This window comes from uncultured Methanobrevibacter sp., from assembly GCF_937898925.1.
Classification (GTDB): Archaea; Methanobacteriota; Methanobacteria; order Methanobacteriales; family Methanobacteriaceae; genus Methanobrevibacter.
The window spans coordinates 1-11,810 of record NZ_CALDKF010000066.1; the positions used below are offsets into that span (position 1 = coordinate 1).

11 protein-coding genes are annotated in these 11,810 nt (G+C 32.5%); 3 read left to right on the plus strand and 8 right to left on the minus strand.

Annotated elements, in window-relative coordinates:
- Positions 1 to 107 precede the first annotated feature (107 nt).
- From Q0409_RS05235 to Q0409_RS05255, 5 genes are all read right to left on the minus strand, one after another.
- Positions 108 to 1,121, minus strand: coding sequence for a DegT/DnrJ/EryC1/StrS family aminotransferase (locus Q0409_RS05235; RefSeq protein ID WP_298535817.1), 1,014 nt, complete (start codon positions 1,119 to 1,121; stop codon positions 108 to 110).
- A gap of 63 nt (positions 1,122 to 1,184) precedes the next feature.
- Entirely contained in the window at positions 1,185 to 2,381 is a 1,197-nt protein-coding gene (locus tag Q0409_RS05240; protein WP_298535819.1) for an Nre family DNA repair protein, read from the minus strand.
- A 143-nt stretch (positions 2,382 to 2,524) separates the two neighbouring features.
- Entirely contained in the window at positions 2,525 to 3,451 is a 927-nt protein-coding gene (guaA, locus tag Q0409_RS05245) for a glutamine-hydrolyzing GMP synthase (protein ID WP_298535820.1), read from the minus strand.
- 104 nt (positions 3,452 to 3,555) lie between these two features.
- Positions 3,556 to 3,798, minus strand: coding sequence for a hypothetical protein (locus Q0409_RS05250; RefSeq protein WP_298535822.1), 243 nt, complete (start codon positions 3,796 to 3,798; stop codon positions 3,556 to 3,558).
- Between the two features lie 62 nt (positions 3,799 to 3,860).
- Positions 3,861 to 4,430 (minus strand): GMP synthase subunit A, encoded by a 570-nt coding sequence (locus Q0409_RS05255; protein ID WP_298535824.1) that lies wholly within the window; start codon positions 4,428 to 4,430, stop codon positions 3,861 to 3,863.
- A 213-nt stretch (positions 4,431 to 4,643) separates the two neighbouring features.
- Between Q0409_RS05255 and Q0409_RS05260 the strand changes: the two genes are divergently transcribed.
- Positions 4,644 to 4,790, plus strand: a complete 147-nt coding sequence (locus tag Q0409_RS05260) for a hypothetical protein (RefSeq protein ID WP_298535826.1) — start codon at positions 4,644 to 4,646, stop codon at positions 4,788 to 4,790.
- Between the two features lie 132 nt (positions 4,791 to 4,922).
- Complete coding sequence (locus Q0409_RS05265) at positions 4,923 to 6,380, plus strand: Ig-like domain-containing protein (RefSeq protein WP_298535828.1); 1,458 nt, start codon at positions 4,923 to 4,925, stop codon at positions 6,378 to 6,380.
- A gap of 168 nt (positions 6,381 to 6,548) precedes the next feature.
- On the opposite strand, the gene Q0409_RS05270 is transcribed toward Q0409_RS05265, so the two are convergent.
- Positions 6,549 to 7,487, minus strand: a complete 939-nt coding sequence (locus Q0409_RS05270; protein ID WP_298535829.1) for an NAD(P)/FAD-dependent oxidoreductase — start codon at positions 7,485 to 7,487, stop codon at positions 6,549 to 6,551.
- A 237-nt stretch (positions 7,488 to 7,724) separates the two neighbouring features.
- Between Q0409_RS05270 and Q0409_RS05275 the strand changes: the two genes are divergently transcribed.
- Entirely contained in the window at positions 7,725 to 8,333 is a 609-nt protein-coding gene (locus Q0409_RS05275) for a DUF2112 family protein (RefSeq protein ID WP_298535830.1), read from the plus strand.
- A gap of 124 nt (positions 8,334 to 8,457) precedes the next feature.
- Here Q0409_RS05275 and gatE read toward each other — a convergent pair whose 3' ends face one another.
- Positions 8,458 to 10,398: a Glu-tRNA(Gln) amidotransferase subunit GatE gene (gene gatE, locus Q0409_RS05280; protein ID WP_298535831.1), complete on the minus strand. Its 1,941-nt coding sequence runs from the start codon at positions 10,396 to 10,398 to the stop codon at positions 8,458 to 8,460.
- 11 nt (positions 10,399 to 10,409) lie between these two features.
- A complete protein-coding gene (gene gatD / locus Q0409_RS05285; RefSeq protein WP_298535833.1) occupies positions 10,410 to 11,717 on the minus strand; it encodes a Glu-tRNA(Gln) amidotransferase subunit GatD in 1,308 nt (435 codons plus the stop codon).
- Between the last annotated feature and the right edge of the window lie 93 nt (positions 11,718 to 11,810).

An 11,810-nucleotide genomic window follows, 5' to 3' on the forward strand; every position in this document is an offset into this window, starting at 1 on the left:
AAAAAGTATTAAAAAGTATTAAAAAGTATTAAAAAGTATTAAAAAGTATTAAAAAAAGCTATTTTTAATTAATTGTCAAAACAATTTAAAAAAAAAATCTATTTTTATTAATCATCAAAACACTTTAAAGCCTTGATGATTTCATCCAAATTATCTTGACTTAAACATCCAATATCCAAATTCTTGATTTCCAAGGCAACTGCCTTTTCTTTTAATCTATTGTAATTAGGACATTTGGTAATCATTCCATGGCTGTCTAAAACAAATTCCTGGCGTAATTTATAGGATAATGATTTAGGATCATCTATTTCTATGATAACATTTATTCCCCTTTTATCCTTGTGGAAAACATTGAAACTTGTTTTTTCTTCAATAGCTTCCTTAAGGTATAAGCATGCATCAACAGTCTTTTTAAGGTTATCTTTAGCGAAATCCAATTCATTATAGATTCCACAGGCAGTTATATTGCTTGCCTTATTTGTTTTCAAAAGAAGCCTTGACTTTTCAAAAAATCCATCATTATTTGCTGTTATGAATCCACCATCTTCAACATTGACTATTTTTGGAGAGCCTGTAGACCCAATGATGATGTCTGAATAATTTCCATTTGCCAATCTGTTCTCATAATCCCCAATAGCTCCTGATGCATCTTCCACAACAAGAATATTGTTCTTATGGGCAAAATCACAAATTGCCTTCATATCCTGCTCAGCAGTATAAGCTGCAAAGCTTGTCAAAAATAGAGCAGATTTATTGTTTTCATCATCTAAATCAATGATATATTCTTCTGATGATAAAATAATAGATTCATTGAGTTCATCTAAATCAATTAATCCTTTATTAGTCTTTACAGTGATTAAATCCTTATTTAAGAAATTAGCTATTTGCTTAAAGCCATTCCATGCTCCTTGATCTGGAATTAAAATAGCTCCATCAATGGAATTCATTGCAGCAAGAATGGCGGAATTTCCACTATTGACCAATTTAGCATATCTATGATTAGTGATACTGGCTAACTTCTCTTCAGCCAAACTATGATAATCCTGATTATCCTCACCACTTGCCACCTTAGACATGGCCATTTGAGTTTCCTTTGATGGTTTTTTAAATTGGAGATTCATATTTTTACCTAAATTCATTTCATTTAAATGATGATTTTTATATAAATTTATTATTGCATATTATTATTGTTGCAAATCCGGAGATTTCTTGAAGAAGGAATCCAATGTTGTCTGCTTTGAATGCAATAATTCATTTAGCAAATTGCTTTGCTTTACATATTTGCTGATTGGAATCTTTAATTTTGTTCCACAGTAAACAAGAGAGTCCTTTAGTGATTCAAACTCCTTGTACTCACCATTCATTGCATATTTAATATTCTCTCTAACATTAAACACACCTAATGGCACATAACCTGAATAAGCTTCCCTAAGTATAATGACACCAGATTGAAGCTTAAGTTTAGCCAATTTATCCAATACTGCCATTTTAGCAGTGTAATAACATCCTCCTACACAGGAATACTCAGTTTTATCAGTATTTGTTTCATAATCTGAAAAAATCATTTCCTCTTTACCAAGTATTTTAATAAATGCTTCAAACCATTCGTATTGCCATTCTGTAGGTGTTAAAATAATAGCATAATAATTTTTCAAGCTTGAAAATTCATAAACCCTATATGAATCCATTATATCATAATGTCTGACTTCCTTCAAAAGGTTGTCAGCAATTGTACTGTCACAAGCTGTAATTGACCATCTTGTTGGAACCAATCTTCGATTCTTTTTAAGACCGAATGCTCCAACAGAAAACGCCTTTTGCATTGCTGAAAATGGAACATCCTTATTATGGAGATTCATCACTGCTTCACGAGCCTTTAAATCTGTATCATAGAAGCTTTTTTCAAGCTGCTTATCCCATTTGACTGCATCAATGTCGAATTTTTCAATCAAAGCACTTGGACCATGAGGTGTGCTTTCTTCACTGAACATTGCACCGCTTGGCCTTGATCCAAAAGTGGCTTCGCTGTCAATGGATTTTGATGCAAGGGAAATATCCTGAAGCTTTTCAACAAAAGGATTCTCCAAATCCTTAATGTCAATCAATTGTTTTCCACGGACAAGGTTCAATCTGTATCCGATAATGTCCTCTTGAGTTTTATTTTCACCTATCCACTGCTCTGGAGAGTCCATTATGTATGTATCTCCAAGTTGAGGAACCATCATTGGTCCAGCATACACTTTAGGATAGCTCCAACGACCTATAAAAACAGATGGTGGTGTACTTCCATCTAAATCCTTTCCAACATCAACTGACCTCATCTGTATATTCTCAGTTAATTTGGCTAAATAAGCATTCTTAGTAGTTTTAGATGTTCTCATGATAATACCTTAAATAAAATAATGATGTTGATAGTTGATTGAGTATGATGAAAAATAAAATAGTTAAAATTAGTTTTAAAAACTAATTTAACTTTAATTTAAGAGAATTTATATAAGAGAATTTTAAGTTAATTAATGAATAATTAACAGAATTCAATAGTACTTGGTGGCTTATCACTAATGGATAAAGCAACATGGGTAACTTCAGAAACTTCAGAAGTGATTCTTCTGGAAATGGTTCTGATTACATCCCAAGGCATTTCAGGAACGGTTGCAGTCATTGCGTCAATTGAACTGATCAATCTGATTACAATGAGATAACCGAAGTCTCTTTCATCACCTTTTACACCAGTTACCTTAGTGTCAGTGAGTACAGCGAAATATTGCCATAATTCCTTATCCAAACCAGCTTTTTCCACTTCTTCTCTTACGATAGCATCTGCAGCTCTACAAACAGCTAAATTATCTCTTGTTAAAGCTCCAACAACCCTTACACCAAGTCCTGGACCTGGGAAAGGTTGTCTTTGTACAATGCTGTCTGGAAGACCTAATTCAGTACCGACTTCTCTTACTTCATCTTTATATAAGTCTCTTACAGGTTCAACTACTTTTAAAACCATACCGCTTGGCAATGCCATGTTGTGGTGAGTCTTGATTTCTCCTTCAGTTTCAATCCAATCAGGAGCAATGGTACCTTGAACCAAGTATTTAGCATCAACTGCTTGTGCTTCCCTTTCAAAGACTTCAATGAATACTCTTCCAATGATTTTCCTTTTCTCTTCAGGGTCATCCACACCTTCAAGTTCGGATAAAAATTCATCAGATGCATCAACATACTTGAAGTTTAATCTTTCTTCGAAAACTGCACAAACCTGTTCTGCTTCTCCTTCTCTAAGCAATCCATGGTTAACGAATATTGCAGTTAAATTGTCACCAATAGCCTCTTGGGTAAGAACTGAACAGACAGAACTGTCAACTCCACCGGATAATGCTATAATGGTTTTTTCATCACCAATTTCCTCTTTGATTTTACGAGTAGCATCTTCAATAAATTCTTTTGGGTTTAACATAAAAATACCTTAAAAAATTATTTAAAAATTATTGTTCCAATAAAGCTTCTTTCAATGAATAATAATTGAAATTTTGAGAAATATTATGTAAAAAATTCTTAGATTTATTCAAAATCTTCGATAAATTCCATAATGATAGCTTCTAAACCTTCGTCTTTGCCATCCATTACAGCATCCATGATATCTTCATATTTGACATATTTTTCAATTTTAATAGCTTTTTCACCAATACCAGTGATTCTGAAATCTTGTTCGCCATCACCAATAGGAATACTGATGTTTTTGAATTTTAAGTTAGCTTTATTGTCAATTGCTTTTTTCTTAAAGTCATCTAAATTATCAAACATTTTATCAACCCTTTTTTAAATTTGAATAAAAATAAATATGATAAGCTCTTTTTCTTTTTAATTTATCCATTTTTATAATTCTGACAAATCTCATAAAAATTCTTAAAGATGAATTCTCCTTTAGGAGTGTGATGAACCTCTGGATGGAATTGGATTCCATAGATCTCTTTTTCCTTATGTTTCATAGCCTCTATATCACAAAGAGAGGAACTTGCAATAATGTCAAATTCTTCAGGAAGAGTGTGAACTTCATCTTTATGAGAGCTCCAAACATCAAGAGGAGATTCAAGACCCTTAAAAAGAGTGGAAGTATCTAAAAGATTAATTTTTACTTGAGCATAACTTTCAGTGTCTGAAGTTGAAACTTCACCACCAAAGGTTTTAGCTATTAACTGATGACCTAAACAAATGCCAAGAATAGGAATATCAAAGTGCTTGATGAATTCTGGAGCATTTCCCACATCATCAATGGAAGGACCTCCACCTAAAATCAAGCCAATAGGATCTTTTGATTCAATCTCTTCAATGGATAGTTGATTGCTAACCAATTGAGAAGGAATCTTAAGATATTGCAAGCTTCTTTGGATTCTGTGGTTGTATTGTCCCTTGTTATTAATAACTAAAATTGTCATATAATCTCTCAAAATCATTTTTTACGAATAAATTCCTACTATAATATTACTTTAAAAGCTAAAAAATTAAATGCTTATTATAGTATAATATTATATTAATTTAATATATATTTAATATAATATATAAATTTACTACATTGATTTACTATTTTTTTAAACTTAAATTAAACAACTTAAATAAATTTAAATACTATTAAAAGATAAATAAGAACTATGAAAATCGATGAATTAATAACCTATTTAATAATTATCATAGTTGTAGCCGCTTTAATTAAAGTGTTTGCATGGTTATTACCTATCTTTGTTGTATTGGCAATAGCTTATGTATTATATGTATTCATTACTGAAAAAGAATATTAACTTTAGAATCTTTAGTTATTTTATTTTTACATTTATTTTTTTCTTATTTTTTGATTAATGATTATTTTTAAAATTAGGTTAATTAAAATCAGACTTATTAGAATTATTTAAACTCCCAAAAGGAGGTATTTAATGAATAAAAAAATGTTCAGATATTTTTGCGCTATCTTGATTTTTCTTTTTATAATTAACATAGGCATAATATCTGCAAGTGAAATAGATCAAAGCGCAGATGCTTTTTCAAATCAAATTTTAAGTGATGACTCTGGAGTGAATGAGGTTATCACAGATGACCCAGAAGGATGCTCAACAGAGACAACCCTTGATGATACAGAGGTCACTGGAGACAATACAAACCCAACACCTGAAGTAACAGATTCAGCACCTGAAGTAACAGATCCAACTGATCCAATAGTGGATGAACCTCAAGAAGTGATTTTGGAAAAAACATCCTTAAGCTCTGTAGATTATGTCATAAAGAACAATTTTTTAAATGTTTATTTGAAAGACAGTTCTAAAAATGCTATTTCAAATCAGAAAGTTACACTTACCATAAACGGAAAGACCCTTTCTGCAATAACCAACAGCAATGGAATAGCTAAATTCAATATAACAAATGCAGCTAAAACATATAATGTTAACTTGAATTTTGAAGGAGATGACAAATACGCGTCTTCATCAAAAACTTTGAATTTAAGGGTTATTGCAAAGCCAATCTATACTAAAATGACAATTGCTCAATATGGTATCTTTAAAGGCAATTGCTTGAATGTTTACTTAAAAACAGCTGATGGAAAGGCAATAGCTAATCAAACCCTTAAAATAACTATCAATGGGAAAACCTATACAAGAATAACCAAAAAGAACGGTTTAGCTAAATTGAAAATCAGTTTAAAATCAAACATTTATAGCGTTACCATCAAGTATGCTGGAAAAGGAAATTACATGCCTGTAAGCAAAAACACTAAAGTTAATGTGCTTACAAGCAAGCTTATAGGAAAAACCAGCTATGGAAAGGTATATTTCATTGGAGCTATTGGAAACAGAAGCTCTAAAGTAAAAATAGCTTATGTTGTAGGATTGCATTCAATGGAACATCAAATTCACGATTCACTTTATAAAATCATAAAAAATAAGGTGGTAATGAATTATAAGTATTATGTTTATAGAATCGTCTTGACCAATAAGAAAGGATCATATTCCACCTTAAGAATGAGAGGTCAAAAGCTTGCGAAGAATTATATAGTTCCTCATGCTAAAAAGCAAAACTTTGATTTGGTGGCTGACATCCATTCAACTTCTGGAATAACCTATAAGCAAACTTACTTTATACATGTTCCAAAGAATCAACATGCTCCTTCAATGAAATTGGCTAAAAAGACCATTAAAATAATTAAATCTATTGAGAAAAACTCTAAGATGCTATATTGGTCTCCTCCAACTCAAACAAGTCCTCCTTACATTCACTTGCCATTGATTAAGGCTGGAACACCTACATTTGTATTTGAGACTTGGAGCTATGAGAAAAAATCTCAAACTGATAAAAGAGCAAAAATATTGATTCAAGCAATAGATAAGGTATTTGATTAAATAATTAAATATCTTATTTTATTTTTTTTTTGGATAAAATTAATAATTCGTTAAAATACGAATGAAAAAGAATTTTAAAAAATTTAAATATAAAAAATAAATTAAAAAATAATTAAATAATAATAAAAAAATTAAAAAAATAAAAAAATGAGAAAATAAAAAGAATGATTAAAGATTTAAATAATTATAAGCGGAAATGGCAGCAACTGCGCCTTCTCCACAAGCTACAATCCACTGTTTTACACCACCAGTAATATCTCCAGCAGAATAAACTCCTGCTACATTAGTTGCCTGATTCTTATCAGTAATGATATAACCGCCATCATCAAGATTTACTCCCAATTCCTTAGCCAATTCATTGGAAGGATCATCACCAATAGCTACAAACACAGCATCTGTTTTATAATCCTCTTTTTTCCCATCTCTTAAAAGGGTAACTGATTCAACAGCCATATCCCCTTTAATCTCTTCAATGGTGGAGTTCCAAAGGACTTCAATTCCATTTTCCTTTAAAGCATTTTGAAGGTGGTGTTCACATCTTAACTCATCTCTTCTGTGAACCAATTTTACATTGCATCCGAGATTATTAAGGTATAATGCCTCTTGAGCAGCACTGTTTCCTCCACCTACCATAAGAACATCTCTTCCAATGAAGAACATTCCATCACAGGTTGCACAGTATGCCACTCCTCGGCCTAAGAACTCTTCCTCACCAGGAACATTCAAATGCCTATGACTTGATCCAGTAGCAAAAATGATTGTTTTAGTGAAGAATTCCTTTTCACCGGCATCATCGCTAGTCATCAGCAATGGAGAATTCTTAGTCTTTAAGTTAAATCCTCCTTCTGCCTTTTCAATGGAATCGATTACAGTGTTTTCCATAATTTCACAGTATTTCTCACTTTGTGCCTTCATCTTTTGAATGAGTTCCATTCCAGCAATCATGTCAAAACCAGGATAGTTTTGCATCATAGGAACTTCCAATCCTAATCCACCAGCCATTCCCTTGTCAATGACTAAAGTTTTTGAGTTTTGTCTTCCAGCATACATTCCTGCAGTCAATCCAGCAGGACCTGCTCCAATGATTATAATATCATAATCTTCCATAATTACACCAATAAGACTTGTCTAAAAAATACTTAAATCGTTTAATAATTTATAAGATTCATCTATTAATCAATTAAAAGTAAAATATAAAATTGTTTTCTTAATTAACAATTATCCTTACTTATTTATATATTTTAATATGAAAATAATAATATGGATATACAAAATCAGTAATAGAAAAATGGATTTTAATTTGATGAAATTGAAAAGTAAGAAAGAATATATTGAGCTAAAAATATGAAAGTGGCAGTAATACCTGATGCAGCAATGATCATCATTCCCCTAATTGAAAAGAATGGGCATGAGTATATATCACCTACCAATTTTTCTAAATACAATAATAATGAGAATGAAGACCCTGATGATAAATTAGACAGAAGCAGAGCTCCATTCACATTATATGGTGAAAGGATATTAATTGGAAATAAATATACAACCAATGAAGTGCCCTCAGGAGTCAGAGGAAGATTATCCTTAATGGACGTTATTATACAAGATGCTGAAGCTGCCATTATCTTAGGCCATAGGCCAAAGGATTATAAGCCTATGTATGACGTGTTGAATGAATTGATTCTATTTGGTGGAACAGGATGCATCAATGAACACAGACTTGTAATAAACATTATGAAAAACAAGAACATCCCAATTTTAGAAATAGCTCATCCAAACAATCAAGAGGAAATAATAAAACTTATAGATAGAGTAAATGATTTTTTAAGTAATTTGGATAAGTATAAAGGTAAAAAAATCATTTTTAATGATGATGACTTAACAATCGACTTAAATGAAAGAGAAAATGAAAAAATAGACTTGAATGAATTCAATAGAATTTTAAATGAATATTAAATTAATTTTTAGAATTAAAAAATAAGTAAAAATAGATAAATTAAGAGGAAAATTGTAAAATTAAAAAATAAGTAAAAAAGAATAAAAAAAGTAAAAAAAGAATAAAAAAGTAATAAAAAGAAGATTAATTCATTAAATTTTGAATCTCTTCTCTTACAATCTTATTCACTAAACTACCATCTGCTTTTCCTTTAAGCTTTTTCATGCTCATTCCCATTAAAGGACCCATAGCACCCATTTGACGTTCCTTAATCATGGATTCGTTTTGGGTAGCGATCTCATGGATAATGTCTCTAACTGCATCTTCACTTAAAAGAGTTAAATTTGCTTCTTCAGCAATATCTGCTACATCAGCATCTGGTTTTTTGCTAACTGCAACCATCAAGTCCTTAATAGCATCCTTAGAGATTTTTCCTTCCTCAAGAAGTGAGAAGACTTCAACCAATTTATCTTCATCGAAGATTGAAACATCTATGCCCTCTCTTCTTAAATCCCTTAAATCTGAAACAAGGACAGAAGCAACAGTTGTTGGATCCACTTTAACCTTGCTTAATAATGATTCAAAAGTGTCTCCAAGCAATCTTCTAACGATTTGGCTAGCTAAATCTTCACTTAGCTTGTACTCTTTCTTGATTCTTTCCTTCTTCTCATCAGGAAGTTCCGGAAGGTTGTTTTTAATAGGTTCAACCATATCATTAGTGATTTGGAACAATGGAATGTCAGTTTCAAGATACATTCTGTTTGCAGTTGGAAGTGGTCTCATGTATTCAGTGTTTCCATCATCCAATGCCTTTCTTGTCTCTTCAACTACACCATCAAATGCCATGTTTGCTCTTCTTATGACCTCATTCAATGCATTAACTGTAACATCCTCATCGTGAGCTACAATGATGATTGCATCTTGAGGACCTATTTTCAAGAACTCTTTCATAGCATCCACTTCTTCAGCACCGATACCATATGCAGGCAATTCATCTGTGTGGAAAAGTCCTGAAACACCCATTTTCTTAGCATAGCTGGACAATTCAGTACCGAATCTTCTTCCAGGCTGAATCTCTTTACCGATAAGACCATCAAATCCTCTTAAGATAATACCCTTAATGCATTTTGCAGAGGACAATATTTTTGAGGAAGTGTCTTTAAATACTTCATCAAGGTCATAAATGGTATCTTCAACACTGGCATTTCTTTTAATGAGTTCATCTTTAATGTCTGCAAGAGCCAATTGTCTTTGAACCTCTCTTTCCACAATTTCAGGCATTAAATCAAGGTCTTGCACACCTTTGATTTCAACTCTTGCACCTCTTGTAATGGAGATGTTTACATCCTGACGGATTGTACCGATTCCCCTTTTTACATTAGTGCTTCTCAATACCTGACCCATCATATATGCAACTTCCTTTATTTGCTCTGGATGGTGCATTGAAGGATCTGTAGTGATTTCTGCAAGAGGAATTCCTAATCTGTCAAGACGGAATTCAGTAAATTCATCATCTGAATCTATTCTTCTTGCTGCGTCCTCTTCAAGCCCTAATGATTCAATAGCTACTCTACCATATGGAGTGTCTAAGTAACCATCAGTTGCTGCAAGACCGGTTCTTTGGAAACCACCGGTGTTACTGCCATCAATTACCTGTTTTCTCATTGTATGGAATTCATCAACCATTTTCATGTTCAAAAGTGAAGCTATTGTAATACAAATGTCCAATGCTTCCCTATTCAATGCATGTGGAGGTTCATCATCAGTTTCAACAAGGCAAGTGTGATTGTTGAATGACTCATACTTAAAGGTCATATCCCTTAAGGATTCTTGCAATGCAGCTCTGTCTATTTGACCTAATTCACTTTGAGTTGGCCTTAAGTTTCTTATGATACCATCATCGAATTCATCATCAATAAGTTCAGTTGAACATGGACAGAAAAGCTTATGCTTTGTATTCAACTGTTGGTGAATTTCCAAACCCATCATAAGTCCAAGATCTTCCCAATTTCTTTCAATCTTAGGAGTTTCAGACTTATTGCTTTTGTTTCCTTTGTTTCCTTTTTTAGATTTGTTTTTAGCCATTTTCTACCCTCCTAATTCAAGAAATATTTAAGTGAAGAACTTTCATTCAATTCTCCAGCAACATTGGTTTGAATAATGTCTTTAACTTCATTTACATCTTCAGTCTGTCCTAAAGCCCAAGCCAATTTCACATAAGCGGTTTCAGGAGTCATATCCATACCGGAAATTACACCAGCATCCTGCAATAGCCTTCCTGTACTGTAAACATTCATGTTTATTGTACCGTATAAGCATTGAGAAGTCATTACAACTGGAATTCCTTCATCGTTAGCTCTTTGAAGAGCATCAACCATATAATCAGGAACATGCCCGAGACCGGTTCCTTCTATAAGCAATCCTTTGTATCCTTTGTCAATGTGATAATCAATTATGTCAGACTTGATTCCCGGGAATGATTTGATTAAAGCAACCTTGCTTTCAATAGCTGTATTCAATTCCAATTCATTTTCTCCACGTTTTGTATATGGTAGATTGACTGATTTCACTTTACCATCTCTTAAAAGAGCTATTGGTTCTGAGTCAATGCTTCTGAAAGTGTCTCTTCTGCTTGTGTGCATCTTGCGCACTTTAGTTCCCTTATGAAGTGCACAGTCACCATCATTCAAGGTATTATGCATCAACACTGTAACCTCTGCAATGTCTGACAATGCAGCACCACAGGAGTTGTAAATGTTAAGGAATGCATCTGTTGAAGGTCTGTCTGAGCTTCTTTGTGCACCTGTAATTACAATAGGAACAGGTGTCTTGATCATAAAGCTCAATGCAGCTGAGGTGTAATGCATAGTGTCTGTACCATGAGCAATCACTATTCCATCAGCACCATTATTGATGTCATCAGCAATGGACTCTGCCGCCTTTACCCAATATTCAGGCTGCATGTTTTCAGATAAAATGTTATATAATGCTTTAACATCATAATTAGCAAGATCCAATAATTCAGGATTTGCTCTAAGTAAGTCTTCTGCAGTGAATTTAGGGTGTACAGCTCCAGTCTTGTAATCGATAATGGAGGATACTGTACCACCAGTGGATATGATGGAGATGTTTTGTTTGTTAGGGTCTTTTTCTATTTTATCTCCTTCAAAACCTATCTTTGGCTTGTCTCCCTTTTCAATAAGTTCAATTGTTGCAGATTCCATGTTTACTCCAACATTATATCCGCTGTCAAGTTTTATTACAATATAAGCGTCTTTTGCATCTTCAGATCTGTCAAGCAATATTCCCTCATAGGAAATATCTTCCTTTGTTACCTTTATTGTATCACCAATGGTAACATTAGCCTTATCTAAAAACTCTTTGGAAATTTCTTTATAAGTCATTTAATTCCTCTTAATCTTTTTGAATTATAATAATTAGTATCATTAAAATAGATTTCAAATCGTTTAAAAATCTATATTATATTAAATTATATT

Excerpts from the sequence above, each read along its gene's own strand:
- guaA (WP_298535820.1), bottom strand. The coding sequence starts at position 3,451 with ATGTTAAACCCAAAAGAATTTATTGAAGATGCTACTCGTAAAATCAAA.
- Q0409_RS05240 (WP_298535819.1), bottom strand. The coding sequence starts at position 2,381 with ATGAGAACATCTAAAACTACTAAGAATGCTTATTTAGCCAAATTAACT.
- Q0409_RS05260 (WP_298535826.1), top strand. The coding sequence starts at position 4,644 with ATGAAAATCGATGAATTAATAACCTATTTAATAATTATCATAGTTGTA.
- gatD (WP_298535833.1), bottom strand. The coding sequence starts at position 11,717 with ATGACTTATAAAGAAATTTCCAAAGAGTTTTTAGATAAGGCTAATGTT.
- Q0409_RS05275 (WP_298535830.1), top strand. The coding sequence starts at position 7,725 with ATGAAAGTGGCAGTAATACCTGATGCAGCAATGATCATCATTCCCCTA.
- Q0409_RS05250 (WP_298535822.1), bottom strand. The coding sequence starts at position 3,798 with ATGTTTGATAATTTAGATGACTTTAAGAAAAAAGCAATTGACAATAAA.
- Q0409_RS05255 (WP_298535824.1), bottom strand. The coding sequence starts at position 4,430 with ATGACAATTTTAGTTATTAATAACAAGGGACAATACAACCACAGAATC.
- gatE (WP_298535831.1), bottom strand. The coding sequence starts at position 10,398 with ATGGCTAAAAACAAATCTAAAAAAGGAAACAAAGGAAACAAAAGCAAT.
- Q0409_RS05270 (WP_298535829.1), bottom strand. The coding sequence starts at position 7,487 with ATGGAAGATTATGATATTATAATCATTGGAGCAGGTCCTGCTGGATTG.
- Q0409_RS05265 (WP_298535828.1), top strand. The coding sequence starts at position 4,923 with ATGAATAAAAAAATGTTCAGATATTTTTGCGCTATCTTGATTTTTCTT.
- Q0409_RS05235 (WP_298535817.1), bottom strand. The coding sequence starts at position 1,121 with ATGAATCTCCAATTTAAAAAACCATCAAAGGAAACTCAAATGGCCATG.